General features: G+C 69.7%; 12 protein-coding genes and 1 CRISPR repeat array. Of the genes, 10 read left to right on the plus strand and 2 right to left on the minus strand.

Annotated elements, in window-relative coordinates:
- Window positions 1–9: 9 nt before the first annotated feature.
- Both ACIN94_RS32090 and ACIN94_RS32095 read left to right on the plus strand, forming a co-directional pair.
- Window positions 10–165, plus strand: coding sequence for a Scr1 family TA system antitoxin-like transcriptional regulator (locus ACIN94_RS32090; RefSeq protein ID WP_400714586.1), 156 nt, complete (start codon window positions 10–12; stop codon window positions 163–165).
- Window positions 158–361: a DUF397 domain-containing protein gene (locus ACIN94_RS32095; RefSeq protein WP_400714555.1), complete on the plus strand. Its 204-nt coding sequence runs from the start codon at window positions 158–160 to the stop codon at window positions 359–361. Before ACIN94_RS32090 ends, ACIN94_RS32095 begins: the two co-directional genes overlap by 8 nt.
- A 184-nt stretch (window positions 362–545) precedes the next feature.
- Window positions 546–1,822: direct repeats of the CRISPR family, unit length 30 nt; unit sequence GTCCTCATCGCCCCTACGAGGGGTCGCAAC.
- A gap of 18 nt (window positions 1,823–1,840) precedes the next feature.
- Here the strand turns inward: ACIN94_RS32095 and ACIN94_RS32100 are convergent.
- Together ACIN94_RS32100 and ACIN94_RS32105 are read right to left on the minus strand one after the other, a co-directional pair.
- On the minus strand, window positions 1,841–2,251 hold the full coding sequence (locus ACIN94_RS32100; protein ID WP_400714558.1) for a hypothetical protein: 411 nt from the start codon (window positions 2,249–2,251) through the stop codon (window positions 1,841–1,843).
- Window positions 2,248–2,484, minus strand: coding sequence for a hypothetical protein (locus ACIN94_RS32105; RefSeq protein WP_400714561.1), 237 nt, complete (start codon window positions 2,482–2,484; stop codon window positions 2,248–2,250). The genes ACIN94_RS32100 and ACIN94_RS32105 overlap by 4 nt, the downstream gene beginning before the upstream one ends.
- Window positions 2,485–2,782: 298 nt before the next feature.
- On the opposite strand from ACIN94_RS32105, the gene ACIN94_RS32110 reads away from it, so the two are divergent.
- The 8 genes from ACIN94_RS32110 to ACIN94_RS32145 all read left to right on the plus strand — a co-directional run.
- A complete protein-coding gene (locus tag ACIN94_RS32110) occupies window positions 2,783–3,922 on the plus strand; it encodes a hypothetical protein (protein ID WP_400714564.1) in 1,140 nt (379 codons plus the stop codon).
- Window positions 3,907–5,556 carry a Cas10/Cmr2 second palm domain-containing protein gene (locus ACIN94_RS32115; RefSeq protein ID WP_400714567.1) on the plus strand — a complete coding sequence of 550 codons (1,650 nt, stop codon included), beginning with the start codon at window positions 3,907–3,909 and terminating at the stop codon, window positions 5,554–5,556. The genes ACIN94_RS32110 and ACIN94_RS32115 overlap by 16 nt, the downstream gene beginning before the upstream one ends.
- Complete coding sequence (locus ACIN94_RS32120) at window positions 5,553–8,042, plus strand: RAMP superfamily CRISPR-associated protein (protein WP_400714570.1); 2,490 nt, start codon at window positions 5,553–5,555, stop codon at window positions 8,040–8,042. The genes ACIN94_RS32115 and ACIN94_RS32120 overlap by 4 nt, the downstream gene beginning before the upstream one ends.
- The gene (locus ACIN94_RS32125; RefSeq protein ID WP_400714573.1) at window positions 8,039–9,634 is read left to right on the plus strand and encodes an RAMP superfamily CRISPR-associated protein; all 1,596 of its coding nucleotides are present in this window, start codon (window positions 8,039–8,041) and stop codon (window positions 9,632–9,634) included. Before ACIN94_RS32120 ends, ACIN94_RS32125 begins: the two co-directional genes overlap by 4 nt.
- Window positions 9,631–10,179, plus strand: coding sequence for a CRISPR-associated protein Csx19 (gene csx19 / locus ACIN94_RS32130; protein WP_400714576.1), 549 nt, complete (start codon window positions 9,631–9,633; stop codon window positions 10,177–10,179). The genes ACIN94_RS32125 and csx19 overlap by 4 nt, the downstream gene beginning before the upstream one ends.
- A complete protein-coding gene (locus ACIN94_RS32135) occupies window positions 10,179–12,473 on the plus strand; it encodes a TIGR03986 family CRISPR-associated RAMP protein (RefSeq protein WP_400714578.1) in 2,295 nt (764 codons plus the stop codon). Before csx19 ends, ACIN94_RS32135 begins: the two co-directional genes overlap by 1 nt.
- Before the next feature lie 114 nt (window positions 12,474–12,587).
- The gene (locus tag ACIN94_RS32140) at window positions 12,588–14,816 is read left to right on the plus strand and encodes a hypothetical protein (RefSeq protein ID WP_400714580.1); all 2,229 of its coding nucleotides are present in this window, start codon (window positions 12,588–12,590) and stop codon (window positions 14,814–14,816) included.
- Window positions 14,817–14,978: 162 nt separating this feature from the next.
- Window positions 14,979–15,435: hypothetical protein (locus ACIN94_RS32145; protein ID WP_400714583.1), on the plus strand; the 457-nt coding region annotated here is incomplete at its 3' end.

Genomic DNA, 15,435 nt, shown 5'->3' on the forward strand with positions numbered 1-15,435 from the left:
GACCCGGACGTGGGCTACACCGAGTGCCCGAGCGGAGATGTCTACGTGGAGGCGACCGACCACGTTCAGCGTCTTATGCTGACGTTCGAGCGCCTTGCCGGCGTATGCCTGTCCCCCAAGGAGTCCGCGGAGTTCATCGCCGCGATGAGGAGCAATCATGGCTGATGTCCGGGACCTTTCCAGGGCCGAATTCCGCAAGAGCAGCTTCAGCGGTGGTGGGAATAATTGTGTAGAAGTGGCCACGAATCTTCCCGGCGTCGTTGCCATTCGCGACAGCAAGGACCCGTCCGGCCACGTGCTGACCGTCACTCCAGGAGCCTGGCGCATCTTCCTCAAAGGCATCCGCGACGGAGACTACTGATCGGGGGGTCTGTACGGCAGGCGCGCGGCCCGCTGCTGCCCGTGGGGTGCTTACGCTCGGCCTCGGATTGGATCATGGTTTTTGCAACAAACCTCCGGGGTTTTCTGCACTACCGGAGGTTCACTGCAAAACAGCGATTTCGGAGCGCCCTGTTGCATACGTTGGCCTGCGGCTTTACCGTGGGGTCCTCATCGCCCCTACGAGGGGTCGCAACGCGTGGAGGTGGCGCTGAACCGTCAGCTCTTCGTCCGTCCTCATCGCCCCTACGAGGGGTCGCAACCGGCAGCTCGTCGCGCCGGGCGGGTTCAGCGCCTGTCCTCATCGCCCCTACGAGGGGTCGCAACAAGTTGAGTGGCAAGGATGTCATTCGTGCCTCTTATGGTCCTCATCGCCCCTACGAGGGGTCGCAACGTCGTGGTCGCGACCGCAGCGTCCCGGCATGCCTGGCGTCCTCATCGCCCCTACGAGGGGTCGCAACAGGAGGCGAAGGACATCAAGGCCCGGCGCGACGCCATGTCCTCATCGCCCCTACGAGGGGTCGCAACCAGATCGACCCGCAGGCGGCCGGCGGCTTGGCGCCGTCCTCATCGCCCCTACGAGGGGTCGCAACCGAGGCCGACCGCGCCCGCCAGGTCGCCGGTGCAGACGTCCTCATCGCCCCTACGAGGGGTCGCAACGCGGAGCCACGGAGGTTGAGCTTCGCCTCGACCTCGAGTCCTCATCGCCCCTACGAGGGGTCGCAACGCGACGTGCTGGCACAGCATGGTCGTGGAACGGTGGGTCCTCATCGCCCCTACGAGGGGTCGCAACGCCATACGGTCTCGGCCGTCCAGGCCTCACCCATGTCCTCATCGCCCCTACGAGGGGTCGCAACGCGTAGCCGGTGCTGTAGGTGCGTACCCGGCGGACGTCCTCATCGCCCCTACGAGGGGTCGCAACGTGCGGTAGATGCAGATGGTGCCGTCCAGCGGCTGTCCTCATCGCCCCTACGAGGGGTCGCAACAGGCTCCGGTCGAGGCGTTGCGTCCGGCTGACGACAGGTCCTCATCGCCCCTACGAGGGGTCGCAACTTGGACATACGACGAGTGGCAGGACCTGGCCCAGGTCCTCATCGCCCCTACGAGGGGTCGCAACGCGCTGTAGGCGAGGACCATGGGGCCGTCGTCCGTGTCCTCATCGCCCCTACGAGGGGTCGCAACCGCTTCTTCGCCGGAGTGCTCACGGTCTCGCTGGTCCTCATCGCCCCTACGAGGGGTCGCAACAGGATGCCGAGACGGGCCTCCCACGCCTGGACCGCCTGTCCTCATCGCCCCTACGAGGGGTCGCAACTCAGGATCCGTCCAGGGTGCGATTTTCGGCAGGTCAGGTCCTCATCGCCCCTACGAGGGGTCGCAACACGACCGCGACGACCTGACCGAGGACCTCAGCATCGTCCTCATCGCCCCTACGAGGGGTCGCAATGACGACGGGCCAGTTTTATTAGCTGGCGTGTTTGAGCTGGTGGACGCGTTGCTTGGAGAGACCCATGATCAATGCGCCGTCTCGTTCGCTGATTCCAGCTGCGGTGAGCTTTTTGGCTATCCGGATCGCGGCAGCCTCTCGAACTGCGTTCACAGCCTTGGCTTGGGCGGCTGACTGCTTGTACTGATCCAGGTCGGCAGCCAGTTCCTCGTCAATGTCGTACACGTATTTGACGGAGATCTCCGTCTCCTTCGGAACGTCCAGGACGAACCAGGCGACGGCTTCGGCCTCTTGGTGGAGCTCAGTGAGGGTGCGGCCGGTGACGCCGCCGATCGGTGGGAGATCCATGGGGATGGCCGACCAGACGGTGACGCCGGTGTCGAGAGCCTGCCCTCGGGTGACCCGGTAGGTCACAGTGTGAGTGGTCATTCGAGCCAGTCCTTTCCGAAGACGGGTTCAAGGGCGTGCGCCAGGGCGGTGAGTGTTTCGGGTCGCAAGTCACGGATGGGGACCATGGCGCGGCCCACAACGACCCGCTCGTTGTTGTAGAGCAGGAGTAGTCGGACAGATTTACTGTGTTCGATCCAGTCAGGGCGTAGGCCGTGCTGGCGTGCGTAAGTGTAGATCCGGTCCCGGATCTCTTGGTAGGTCCGCAACGTCACCACGTGAACCTAACTCTATTGGCGCCGCCGTGCCATGTGAACTAGGCGCTTCTGCGGTTGGGCTGGCGATTTCCTTCTCAGGAGCTGTCTTCACCGTTCCTACATGGGGTCGCAATCGGGTTTTCCCGGCATCTGAAGCGATGTGTTGACTTGACCTCTACCGCTCCCACCAGGCGTTTTTCCGTCGTCCATCTGTAGTAGGTGAAGGCGGAAGCGTGAGGGAGAGGGCGGGCGGATGGGGCTTTCCCGGGCTCGGGGCGGGGCGAGTAAGCCAGTGTGGGAGGGGGCGTCGCGGTGGATGGTGGCGGCTCTCGCGGGTGTGGCGGCCGCGGTGGCGGCGGGGACCGTGCCAGATGTGATCAAGGGGTGGTGGGGCGATCAGAAGTGGTTTCTGACGGTGCTGTGCGTGGCCGCGGCTGTGCTGTTCACCGGCATCAACCTGTGGCAGCAGCGCAGCAGGGGCGTGGGCATCGTCATCTCGCTGGAGAGGAAGAACTGGCGGGATCCGTGGAGCGGTCAGTGGGCCGGCGCAGCCGCCGACCATGCCAGGCGTAACCACGACTCCTGCTTCACCGTACGGCACACCATCACCGGGGCGGCGCTGGATGCCGACGCGTCTGCCCGGGTCGTAGCGCGCAAGGAGCGGAAGGACGCGCTGGATATGGTCTGCGCGCTGGTGACCGCGCGGCTGACCGAGATCTCGGAGTCCGACCCGTCCACCCCGGTCTCGCTCTATGTCAACGCCGTGCTGCCCGACGCCTTCGAGTTGGGCACGAAGCCCAAGTTCAACGTGCAGCGGGAGCTGAGAGGGGTCAGCGCCGGACATCAGGAGAGCGCTTCCGCCCCGGAAGCCGTCACCCCGGAGACCTCGTCGCAGGAGGAGGACGACGGGCCGGAGTTGGACGTCGCCCCGGTGTTGCCGCAGCGTTCGGAACGTGCCCAGTCGGATTTCTTCACCTCGGTGCGGATCAGCAGCCGGTTGAAGGAGCCCCTGACCCCGGCGGAGGCCGTACGGGCGGAGAAGCTGGCCAGGGTGGTCGACGAGCCGGACTTCGCGGGGGCCGCCGAGGGGCGGGCGGTCGCCCTCGTGGTGCACCTGGCCGACAACCCGCTGATGGTCGCCCAGGCGTTGCGGGCGGCGGGTGACGGCTGCGCGAACCTTGGCGGGCGGGTGGAGCGGTGCCGGGCGGCCCTGGTCATCGACGGTGGCCCGGCCAATCTTCCGGAGAGCACCGTCGACTTCGAGCTGGTCGTGCGGCATGTATATGCCGCATGGCGGGCGTGGATCGCCGCCCGGCCGCAGCACCACGATGCGAAGCCGCGGCTGTTCATCGCCGCGCCGGCCAGTGTCGGCTTCGCGCTGGGCTGGGTGTTCGGCCACACGGTGGACGTGGTTCCGCATCCTTACGAGACAGGAGAGACATGTACGTCGTCATGATCGATACGGCGGGCAAGCAGCGTTTCATCTTCTCCTCGGGCAAACGGCAGGAGATCGTCGGGGCGTCCGAGCTGATCGCCCGGGTGGACGGCCTCTGGGCCGAGCAGGCGCTGAGCGAGATGTTCCCCGGTTTCGCGGAGGACACCTGGCGGATCGAAACCCATGACGCGGAGCTGCTGGTCGCGGGGGCGGGCAGGCTCACCGTGCTGGTCAGGGAGAGGGACGCCGGGCGAAGACTGGTGAAGGTGCTGACCTGCCGTGCGCTGAAGGAGGCGCCGGGTCTGGACGTCTGCGGTGTGGTGGTGGCGTACGAGCCGGGGTCGCTGGCCGCCAGGATAGGGGAGGCGCGGACCGAGCTGGCGGCCGTACGGGAGGCCCGGCCGGGACCGCAGTCGCGGTTCCTGCGGTTGCCGGTGGTCGAGGACTGCGCGTCGAGCGGGCTGCCCGCGGTGATGATCCGGCCCGAGGGGAGGGACGAGCCGCCGCAGCCGAGGTCGGCTGCGGCGCGAGGGAAGCTGGCGGTCTACCAGCCTGCTCGCGAGTGGTCAGTGAAGAATCCCGACGCCGATCGGCCCGGTACCGGGGGGTCCGCCCTCGACCGGCTGGCGGAGCTTGCCGGCACCGGCAGGGAGGGGATGCGGAGGATCGTCGACGAGCTCGGTCTGCGGGCCGACTGGGTGGCGGTGGTGCACGCCGACGGCAACGGGCTCGGGGAGATCTTCCGGAGGCTGGACGAGTCGTCGATGGGTGACGGTGACCGTGCCTATGCGGACGCGCTGCGAGATTTCTCCGCCGGGGTGGACCGCTGCGGGAAGGAGGCGTTCGCGGAGGCGCTGCGCCGTACCTCCGAGGAACTGGGGGAAAGGCCGCTGCCGGTGCTGCCGCTGGTGCTGGGCGGTGACGATCTGACCGTGGTGTGCGAGGGCGAGGTGGCACTGCCCTTCACCCGGCACTACCTGGAGGCGTTCGAGGAGGCGACGGCGACCGATCCGGCGCTCAGCCCGATGCTGGAGGCATGCGGCCGGGACCGCCTGGGGGCGGGCGCCGGGGTGGCGATCGTCAAGCGGAACTATCCGTTCCACTTCGCCTACGAGCTGGCCGAGAAGCTGACCGAGGTCGAGGCCAAGGGGGTGGAGAAGGACGAGAGGGGCGAGAGGGTCAAGGACTGGGGGTCCGCGCTGGCGTTCGTCGTGCTGTTCGAGAGCGCCGCCCCCGATCTGGAGCGGATCCGCGCCTCGGTCACCCTGTCGGGCGGCTCGGGTGGGTCGGCCTCGCCGTACCTGGTGGGGGAGGGCAGCGGGGACGACCGGGCCCGGGGGCGGCGCTGGGAGGACCTGGAACGGCGGGTCACCGCGCTGACCAGGTCTGATCCCGGGTCGAAGGAGCCGCTCATTCCCCGGGGCGCGGCCCATGACCTGCGCGAGGGGGTGTGCCTGGGCGCGGAGGTCGCCGAGGCCAGGTTCGAGCTGTTGCTGCGGCGGTTCGGAGAGGACCTGGAGCGTAGGAGCGCGCTCCTGGAGTTGACGGAGGAGGGCAGGTTGCTGTGGCCCGATCACCAGGAGAAGACCGTGACGGGTCTGCTGGACGCGATGGCGGCGCTGCCGTTCCTGAAGGTGAAGGAGGGGGCGGAATGACCGGGGCCGAGGGGTTCGCCATCTCGCTGTTCATGGTCAGCGACTGGCGGGTGGGCACCGGGACGGGCATCCAGGGATACGCCGACCGGCTCGTCCAGCGTGACAGTGAGAAGGCCGGCGACGTTGCTCAGGACAGCGCCACCGACGCCTCCGGGTCTCCGGCCGCGCCGATCGTGCCGGCCAAGACGCTGGTCGGGGTCTGGCGCGACTCCTGTGAGCTGGCCGCGTACGCCCTGGACAGCGGTCCAGCCGGGGTGTGGCACGACTGGGTGGGCTTCCTGTTCGGGGGCAGGTCCACCGGGAACGCTCCTCAGCCCGCCGCGCTGGTCGTCGAGGGCCCGCTGCGGTTTCCCGAAAGGCTCGCCGGACTGCTACGGGCGAGGCCCCAGGTCGCCTGGGCGACGACGTTCCGCCGGCCGGGGGTGGCGATCGACGCCGCCACCGGTACGGCCAGTGACAACATGCTGCGTTTCGAGGAGATGGCCCGGGCCGGGGTCACGTTGACGGGCCGGGCGCGGATCGAGGGGTTCGCGGAGCTGGAGCAGGCGCAGCGGGACGCCGCCGTGGCGCTGCTGGGTGCGGGAGCGCTGCTGCTGGAGAGCATCGGCGGCAGGCGGCGCCGGGGATCGGGGCGCTGCAGGATGACCGTCGAGGGGCTGGGGTCCGCCTCCGACTGGACGGCGCCGTCGCCGGAGGAGGTGGCACCGCCCCCGGTGGTCTCGCCGTACGCCGTCGCGGACCGTCCGGCCCCGGTGGACCGGGCGGCGGGGGCGGGCTGGGAGTGCGCGGAGCTGGTCATCACCGTGGAGCAGGCCGTTCTCGCCGCGGCCACCGTCAGGGGCAACGTCGTGGAGGGCGCGAGCCACATTCCCGGCTGGTGCCTGATGCCGGAGGTGGCCCGGCGGCTCGGCGGCGGCGCGCACGCCCTCGTCCGCACCGGGGGCCTGCTGGTCACGGCCGCCACCCCGGAGTCGGCCGGGGGCGTCCGGACGCTGCCGGTGCCCAAGGTCTTCGTCCATGAGAAGGGGAGGACCGCGGCCATCGGTAACCGGATGGCCGGTGCCGTGCCGTCCGGGAAGCCGTACCGGGAGGGCTACGTCGTCCCGGACGGGGAGGGCGTGTACGAGATCGTGAACCCGTCCTCCACGCTGCGCATGCACAACAGCGTCCAGGACGACGTGCAGCGTCCCACCCGGGACGTCGGCGGGGTCTACGCCTACCGGGCGCTGGCCGCCGGGACGGTGCTCCGTGCCGAGGTGCGGGTCCGGGCGGGGGCGCTGCAGCCGGGCTGGGAGGAGAAGCTGAACGGGCGGTGGCGGGTCGGCCGGTCCTCCAAGGACGACTACGGGCAGGTGCGGGTCACGGCGGTCCGGACCGCTGTCCGGCGGCGAGCCGGGGGAGAGGGGCGGGTGCTCCGGGTGTGGCTGCTGTCGGAGCTGCTGGTCCGGGATGTGAGGTTGCGGCCGAGTACGGAGGTCGCCGACGTCGGGAGGGTGCTGGAGCGGGCGCTGAGGGAGGCGGGTGCCACCGGTGTGAGTCTGGCCCCGGTGACCAAGCGCAAGGACGGCGAGGTCGAGGTCGCGCCGGGTGTCCGGAGGACAGAGGACCGGCACCGGGACGGCGGGGTTGACGTCGCGCTGGGCGTTCACCGGACGGAGAGCTGGCACCGGGGCTGGGGTCTGCCCCGCCCCACCCTGTACGGCCTGGCCGCCGGGAGCTGCCTGACGTTCGAGGTGTCCGGTGGTCCCATCGCCCCGGAGGTGCTGGCCGAGGTCCGGGCCGCCGGGGTGGGAGAGCGCCGGGCGGAGGGGTTCGGCCAGGTGGAGCTTGACCATGAGCTGCTGCTGCGGCCCGTCGAGGCCCCGTCCGGCACCGCGCCTGCCGTAGCCGGGGGGTTTGAGCCCCTCGCACCGGATGAGCCGGGTTACCGGGACGCGCGGATCTTCGAGCGCGCGGCCTGGCGGACCGAGATCCACCGGTCCTGCGAACGGATCACGGCGGATCGGGAGAGACGGTCGCTGGTCGTTCCCACCGGGGTCTCCAGTACGCAGCTCAACGCGTTGCGGGACATCGTCGGTGACCTGTCGCACGCGGACAGCCGTCTGAGGTGGCTCACCAGGCCGAAAGCGGGCCGGTCCGACTGGCCGGAGGCGGCGGTGACGTCACTGCGGGACCTGCTCATCGGCCCCGACCGGGTCTGGGAGCTGCTCGGCCTGCCGGAGGAGAGGCTCGTCGTGACTCGCGACGGGGCCGCCGTCCTGCGGGCGGAGCTCCATGACGAGGCGGTGCGGATCCTGGTCAACGCCTGCCTGGCCGAGCACAGCCGGGAGGAGGCGCGACGTAACAGGGAGGCCCGAGGTGGTCGGGACCAGACAGCGCGGGGCCGGGACGAGGCTCTGGGGGATGGGGACGAGGCGCGTGGCCGTGGCGGGACGGTTCAGGGCCGTGGCGAAGGTGTTTCGGCGGCCGTGAGGAGTAAGCGATGACCAGAGTGGGACGGCATGTGAACAGCAGGATCCGGGCGCGTGGCTGGCTGCGCACCGAGTCGCCGCTGCACGTCGGTGGCCTGGGCCACGATCCCTCCGAGCCGCTGCCGATCGCCCTGGACGGCATGGGCCGCCTGTATGTTCCCGGCACCACGCTGGCGGGGGTCCTGCGGAGCTGGTCGCGAGGCGCCAGGACGGAGTCGGAGGTCGTCGACGGGCTGTGGGGGTTCATCAAGGAGAAGGATGGGGGGCATGCCAGCCGGGTGATCGTCGCCGACGCGCTGATCACGGCGGATCACCGGCTGGATGAGCACGGCCTGCCCGCCACGCCGCTCGACCCGGGCAGCCTGGAGTCCCGGCCGTCGGTGGGCATCGACCGGGTGACGGGCGGGGCGGCGCAGGAGTTCCTGTACGGCAGGGCCGTCGTGCCCGCCGGATGCTATCTCCGGCTGGAGATCGACATCGAGTCGCACGAGGAGGGAGACGCCGACGAGGCCCGGATGGGGATGCTGCTCGCCGCCCTGAGCGCCGGAGAGATCCGGATCGGTGCGGCGACCGGCCGGGGCCTGGGGGCGGTGCGGCTTCTCGACGACGGGTTCGAGCTGGTCGTGGACCGGTTCGACTCCCCGGCCGGGCTGCTGGCCGTACTGCGGAACGATCCGGCGCGCGTCCGGACGCCGGCGTCGTTGCGATCCGCTGACGCGGGCTTCCCTGCCCGGCGGGACCTTCTCGACGTCCGCATCCAATGGACCGCCCGCGCGCCGGTGATGGCCCGGGCGGGTTCGGCCGGTCTGGTCCTGGACACGGTGCCGCTGACCACGCGCGTGGACGGCCGTCACGTCACGCTGGTCCTGCCGGGCGGAACGATCAAGGGGACGCTGCGCAGCCATGCCGAGCTGGTGGAGCGCACCGCACGGCAGCTGAACGCGCTGTCAGCCGAGCCGGGTGCTTCCGTCAGGAAGCACAGTGCCGCGTTCCGGGCGCAGCTCGACCAGCTGCCCGCCGTACGGGCACTGTTCGGCTCAGCCCGCGACGGCGGCGACGGCGGCGGCGGGGACCGGCGGGCGGGCGCGCTGCGTGCCGAGGAGTGCACCGCCCTGCCGACGATCCCCGACGCGCTCTGGAACGTGGTGACCGGAGCCGAGGGTGCGCCGGACGCCGAGAACGGACGGGAGCGTGGCCTGGCGCATCCGGTGCTCGACCGGCTGGAGGATCTGGGCATGGCCCAGGCCGACCATGTCGCGCTCGACCGCTGGACCGGTGGGGCGGCGGACGGACGCCTGTTCAGCGTGCTGGAACCGCACACGGTGGAGTGGGAGCCGATCCGGCTCTCGGTCGACCTCACCCGTCTCGGGACGGAGAAAGACAGCGCGCTGGCCCTGTTGCTCCTCACCCTCCGCGATCTCGACGCGGGACGGATACCGCTCGGCGCCCTGTCCAACCGGGGGTTCGGCGACATCGAGGTCACCGAGATCACCCTGACCGGCGGCCCGTGGCCGGAGCAGGTCACGCTGCCCCAGGCGCTGGCCGGCCCCGAAATCGCTCCCATCGCCCAGGCCTGGACCGACTACCTGGCACAGGAGGTGTCATGACCACCCTGTACGGCGCCGCCGCCACCGGTGTCACGCTGGCGCAGGCAATGGAGGCGGCCGACGTCGCCGGGGGATGCGCCCTGCTGACCGCGCCCTCGGCGTACCACGTGGCCCGGGTCGAAGCGGGCGGCTGCGTGACCGAGGCCGGGCCCGTTGACCTGTCCACCGTCTACGAAGCGCGGATCTTCACCTCGCGGGTCGAGCTGCGCTGGGTGGAGGCCGGATACGCGGTGCTGCTGACCGAGGACGAGAGCCTGCTGCCCGCCTTCTTCGGCGAACGGCTGGACGAGCTGTCCGCTGAGACGACCCTGGATGCCCGCTATCTCGTCTGGGGTGAGGTCAAGGCGTCCACCTCCGGCTGGGTCACGCTCGGCTCCGCCCGGATCGGCACCCTGACCGTGCCCATGGCGACGCCTTTCGCGCAGAGGCGGGTACGGCTGGCTGCCCGTGAGTATGTCGTCGCGGACGAGGTCCACGGCAACGCCTATGTCGCCGAGGAACGGCTGATCGGTTTTGAACCCTACGCAGCGGAAGGAGCCGCGTGATGAGCGACGGCGGGACGTTTCTCAACCCCTACACGTTCGTCCCGGCATTCCCCCGGGATACCTCGCACGGAGTGCTGGGCAACGGGTCGCCGCTCGGCCGGGATCCCGGGAAGCCGGGCAGCGGGTCCGGCCGGGACCGGCTGCACCGCGACCGCTGGACGGGCCGGATCGGCGTCACGCTCACCGTCGAGACGCCGCTGCTGCTGCTGGACACCGCGCGGGGAACACCGCCTGCCGAGGGCGCGGACGGTCACCGGGTCTATCCCGTCCGGCTCCGGAACGGCCGCCCCCACCTGCCCGCGACCTCGGTCAAGGGCATGCTGCGTGCCGCCTACGAGGCCGTCACCAACTCCCGGTTCGGGATCTTCGACGGGCACGACACCCGGCTGGGATTTCGCCGCAGTGCCGATGACGCCCTGGAGATGGTTCCGGTGCGGGTCGAATCCGAAGGGGTGCTGGTCAAGTATCAGGTCGTACCCCTGGAGATGTACGACAAGAGAACGGGTGAGAGCATCCACTCCCCGGAAGACCAGGAGGTTCTCCGGCACATGGAGCCGCTCCTGGCGGTGATCGCCAAGGATCCCAGAAGAGGGTTCAAGGTGGTCCGCCGTTTCGCTCGGAGCGGCTCCAGGGAGCTCTCTCCCCAGATGGGGGAGCAGCTCGTGGAGGGGTTCGCCTACATCACCGGACCCAACATCGAAGGCAAGCAGTTCGAGCGGTTCTTCTACACCGAGCGGAGGGGGATGGGGAAGCGACAGCCGCTTCCTCTGGCACGCGAGTGGAGCGCGCTGGTGGCGGACTGGGAGCTGCTGATCCAGAGCTACCGAGACGCCCACAACGACAAGGAGCTGTACGAGCGCGTCACTTCCGACGGCCGGGTCGCGGAGCCCGGTGAGCGGATCGGTGCCGGGCCCGGCCAGCTCGCCTGGAGCCCGCACATCTACGACGAGAAATGGTTGAAGCTGGAGCCGGGAACGTTCTGTTACGCCTTCTGCAAGGAAAGGAAGAGCAACGGCGCGAACGTCGTGAAAGAGGTGGCCGGGCTCTACCCGGTCCTGGTGCCGCGCGACCTCTACGAGGTTGCGCCGTCGAAGTTGCTGCACGACTCGCTGGCCCCGACCACTGACATCGAGAAGCTCTCACCTGCGGACCGGGTGTTCGGCTGGGCCGCCCCCCGTGCTTCCGGTGTACGGCCGGCCGCCTACCGGGGGCGGTTGCGCGTCGGTCCCGTCACCTGCGATCAGGATGCCGAACAGGCGGTGAAGCGGTTCGACGGTGACGGCCTGCCGCTCGCGATTCTGAGCCGGCCGAAACCCCAGCAGGGACGGTTCTATCTCGCCGAGTCGCAGCACAGGCCCGATCGGCCGATCAGAGACGGGATATCAAAGGAGCAGCTGTATCAGCCCGGTCAGGGACTGCGTGGCCGGAAGGTGTACTGGCATCACGCCGGGCTGAACTGGCGGGAGCACTGGAGCGAGGGCCAGGGAAAGATCGACCCCACCCAGGTCAGGGTTGGAGTCAACTACCGGGAGTATCGGCGTCCCGACGCCTCACCCGCTGACGGTACCTCGCAGTCCCGTGACGGGAAGCAGCGTTACGAGACAGACAGAGCTGAGCAGCAGCGTGACACGCAGAACCGGTCGGTCAAGGGCTGGGTCCAGCCCAGGACGACGTTCCGGTTCAGCGTCGAGGTCCGCGATCTTGACGAGCATGAGCTGGGCGCGCTCGCCTGGCTGCTCACCCTGCCGCAGGGTCACTTCCACCGGCTGGGCCTCGGCCGGCCCCTCGGTTTCGGCAGCGTACGGCTCGACGTCGACGAGGAGAACACCGAGCTGCACTCCGGAGAGGACTACGCGGCCTACTACCGTGATCTGTCGGGAACCCTGCCGCGGAGGAAAAGCGTCAAGACCCTCCAGAGCGCGTGCGACAGCTTCACCGGAATGGTGGAGGGCATCCCCTCTCTGGTCGCGATCCGCGAGGCGATGCTCGCCGTGTCGCGTGGAACCCCCGGCGTTCCCGTGCACTACCCCCGTACACAGCCGGAGTGGTGGAGCGGGAACGCCTCCCCACCGCCGGACCCGCAGGGCGGGAACTACGCGTGGTTCACCGAGAACGAGAGGCCGGAAGACAAGGAGATCGCCCAGGGACGGGGGCGTTCTCTGCCCAGTCCGACAGATCCCGGCGTACCGCTCATTGTTTATCGCGAGAAAAAGGATGATAAGGGCAAAGGTGTCCAGTCCACTTCTCGGTCAGGTGGCGGTGGAAAGGGGCGTAAAAACGGCGGGTCGCGATAGTTTCCCGATTGTGTCGCGAATGCCGCAGGCGGTGAGTTACGGTCGGCCGGTTGAATCCGTTCCGCCTGCCGTAGAAGGAGCGCCGTTCTGGAAAAGACGGAGGGCACGCTGCTTGTGCACGCGGTCGGCGGGGGCGATCTGGGGGCCCCGGGGGTGCGGAGCTTCCCCGAGAACCCCGACTTCGAGGGCGACCCCGCAGCGGTGGGCAAGGACCGCCGTCCGCTGAGGAAGATCTTCGAAGGTCTGGCCTCGGCGAAAATCCCGGTCTCGCTGGTCGTCCTCCTGGGGACGACCAACGCCACCGGTCCCGGGGGCAGGACACTCGCCGAGTACGCCGAGGAGATCCGGGCGCGACTCATCTCCGAGCCCGGTCTGTGCGGCGCCCGCTTCGATCCGGACGCGGTCGTCGTCGTCCGGATCGACGCTCCCACGACGCGGGGCACCTCGGAGACGCTGAGCAGGTGGTTTACCAGCCGTCACCCCCAGGACATCCTGATCAGCTGCGGTTCGGGGGCGTTCGCGCTCAGCGCGGGCGCCCTCTGCGCCGCTCTGGAAGCCCGGCGTCCCGCGCGGATCGTCTCCATCGACAGCTCGCATCAGCCGTACGCGCTGGAACGGCCCCGGGACATGGAAGTTCACCTGGAGGCGTGGCTGCTCCGCCACCGGTTCTGGGACGCGCTGGCCGAGGTGGACCCGGGCAACAGACTGCGCTGGGACCTGCTCGCCGCCCGGCAGGCCGGGGATACGGCGCCGGCCACGGCCCTCCGGGAACGTTCCACCTCTTATCTGGCCTCCGGCCTCACCTCGGGGCAGATCGGCAAGTTCACCGAGCTGTGGCCCACCGCCCAGGCGGCCCTGTTCGAGCGGAGTGGGCGTGGGGAGCCCGCCGACTACGGCCTGATGCGTGCCTGGTTCTCCAACCGGCTCCGGAAGGTGTTCGAACAGGAGCAAGGAAAGCTGTCGGCCATGACGCGAGGGGAGATCGGGAGGCTCGTCACCGCGCTGGGCAATCGGGGTGACGGGGAGGGCAACCTGGCGGGAAAGATCCGCGCGACCGGTCATGCCGTCACCTCCGACCTCGACTGCGCCTGTGTGCAGATGATCAAGGATGCCTCCCTGGTCGAGCTCTATACCGCGGCTTCCACGCACTCGGCGAAACCGTTGCCGGGGCCGTTGCCGCCGACCCTGCTGAGAGCCGCCGACCGGTGGGAGAAGGACGACCAGGGGGTCAAGCTCGTCGCGGGGGCAGGCAGGACCGGCTGGCCCGTGCTGGGCAGTGGTGACGTTCTGGGACTGATGGCCGTCGGGCTGGGCCGGGAGGGCAGAGACGCCGAGGACCGGCAGGCGGTGCGGGCGGTCCTCGGCGAGCTACGGGGACGGCGAGGTCTGCTGCTGCGCCGGGGCGCCGTGCGGCTGCGGTTGCTGGCCAGCGAGGAGACGGCGGAGCGGGCTCACCGGCTTGCCGGCTGGGCCGTCGCGGGTGGGGACGCGGATGTGCGGGTGGTCGAAGGCGTCCGCGGTGGCCTTGAGCCGATCCGTGACGCCGTGGTCGCCGCGCTGGCCGCAGAGGCGGAGCCCACCGGGAAGACGGGTTCGGGCAGCCTGCGTGACGTCGACGAGGTGGTGCTGGTGCTCGGCCCGGGGCCGCCCATGACGAACTACGGCATGATCGCGGCGGGCGTGGAGTGGTCGCTGACCGCCGCGTGTCCGCTCCGGATGACGGAGCTGTTCAGGGTCGCGGACGGGCAGTCGGAGGTGCGGGGCGGCCAGCCCGTCCTGGCGCGTCTCGGCGCGGATCGGATGCTGGCCAAGCTGGCGAGCAGCGCGGTCCGGCGGCTGGATCTGCGGACGGCCCACCGCCTGATCGAGCGTGGTTCGGGTCGGCTCCGCGGTGCCCTGCCCTGGGTGGCGGAGCTGGAGGACGGGTTTCTGGGCGCCGGTGGGGAGATCAGGGTGGAGAGAGAACGTCTGGCCGTCGCCAGGCGGCGGCTGCTGCTGGTCGCCGAGGTGCGCCGTGACCACCCGGTGCCGGCGGCGTATCTGGCCGTGGAGGCGCTCCGCCCGGCGTTCTTCACCTGGAAGAGCTGGAAGGTCCTGTGTGACGCGACCCCCGCTCTGCGGGAGCTCGGGAAGCTGGCGAACGAGTCCGTCCAGGGGCACGCCCTGGACCGGCAGGGGCGGTGGAACTCTCATCGCGGGGCCGGTAACCCCGTGGATGTGAGCAGCCTGCTACGGCAGGCCGTACAGCAGCTGGGTGGTCCCGACAAAGGGGATGACGAGCTTATTGTTCGCCATAAATCGGTTATAGACGCACTAGAAGTGATCTATCGGGAAACCGGTTGACGGTGATCGGACCTCCTGCCAGCCTGGTGCTGTTCAACGGCTGACGCCCGCGAGCTTGGGTGATTCATCTCGCCCCTTCTGAGGGCCTCGGACTTCGAGGCCAATTGTCACAGGACCGCGTTTTCGGACGCGTTCCTCAGCCATGCCTCAGAGGGGTCCCCCATGAATCTCGCCGCCGTTGCCGCAGCGCACGAGCAGGTCGCCTTCCCCGCCTACTTCTCCCTGGTCGCCCCCGCGCTGCGGGACGCCGCACAGGGCGCGCTGCGCCGCGCCCGGCACAACGGCAGGCGCTGCAGCGGGGTCGACGGAACGCGCTGGTGCGACGAGTGCGAGCAGACGTTCCATGACCGGCTGCTCACCGGATACGCCTTGCTGCGCAAGGCACTGGCAGGCATCCCGCCGCAGACCCGGACAGGGGAGCCGGTGCGCGAGTGGGAGCTGGCCATCAGGTGGGTCACCTCGCGTGAGGCGGCCGGCCACCGGCTTGACCGCGCGGCCCGCGTTCTGTGCGGGCGCCCCGGCAAGGACGAGCCGGCCGAGGTCCGTGCGGCCCGTGCCCAGTTCGTCCACCACCCTCTGAAGAGCCTCGAAGCGCAGGTGCGACGGGAGGAGGCGGTGA

It is taken from the genome of Streptosporangium sp. NPDC087985 (genome assembly GCF_044741965.1).
Lineage (GTDB): Bacteria > Actinomycetota > Actinomycetes > Streptosporangiales > Streptosporangiaceae > Streptosporangium.

Coding starts and splice junctions, on each gene's coding strand:
- ACIN94_RS32100 (WP_400714558.1), bottom strand. CDS start 2,251: ATGACCACTCACACTGTGACCTACCGGGTCACCCGAGGGCAGGCTCTC.
- ACIN94_RS32125 (WP_400714573.1), top strand. CDS start 8,039: ATGACCAGAGTGGGACGGCATGTGAACAGCAGGATCCGGGCGCGTGGC.
- ACIN94_RS32120 (WP_400714570.1), top strand. CDS start 5,553: ATGACCGGGGCCGAGGGGTTCGCCATCTCGCTGTTCATGGTCAGCGAC.
- ACIN94_RS32110 (WP_400714564.1), top strand. CDS start 2,783: ATGGTGGCGGCTCTCGCGGGTGTGGCGGCCGCGGTGGCGGCGGGGACC.
- ACIN94_RS32115 (WP_400714567.1), top strand. CDS start 3,907: ATGTACGTCGTCATGATCGATACGGCGGGCAAGCAGCGTTTCATCTTC.
- ACIN94_RS32095 (WP_400714555.1), top strand. CDS start 158: ATGGCTGATGTCCGGGACCTTTCCAGGGCCGAATTCCGCAAGAGCAGC.
- ACIN94_RS32135 (WP_400714578.1), top strand. CDS start 10,179: ATGAGCGACGGCGGGACGTTTCTCAACCCCTACACGTTCGTCCCGGCA.
- csx19 (WP_400714576.1), top strand. CDS start 9,631: ATGACCACCCTGTACGGCGCCGCCGCCACCGGTGTCACGCTGGCGCAG.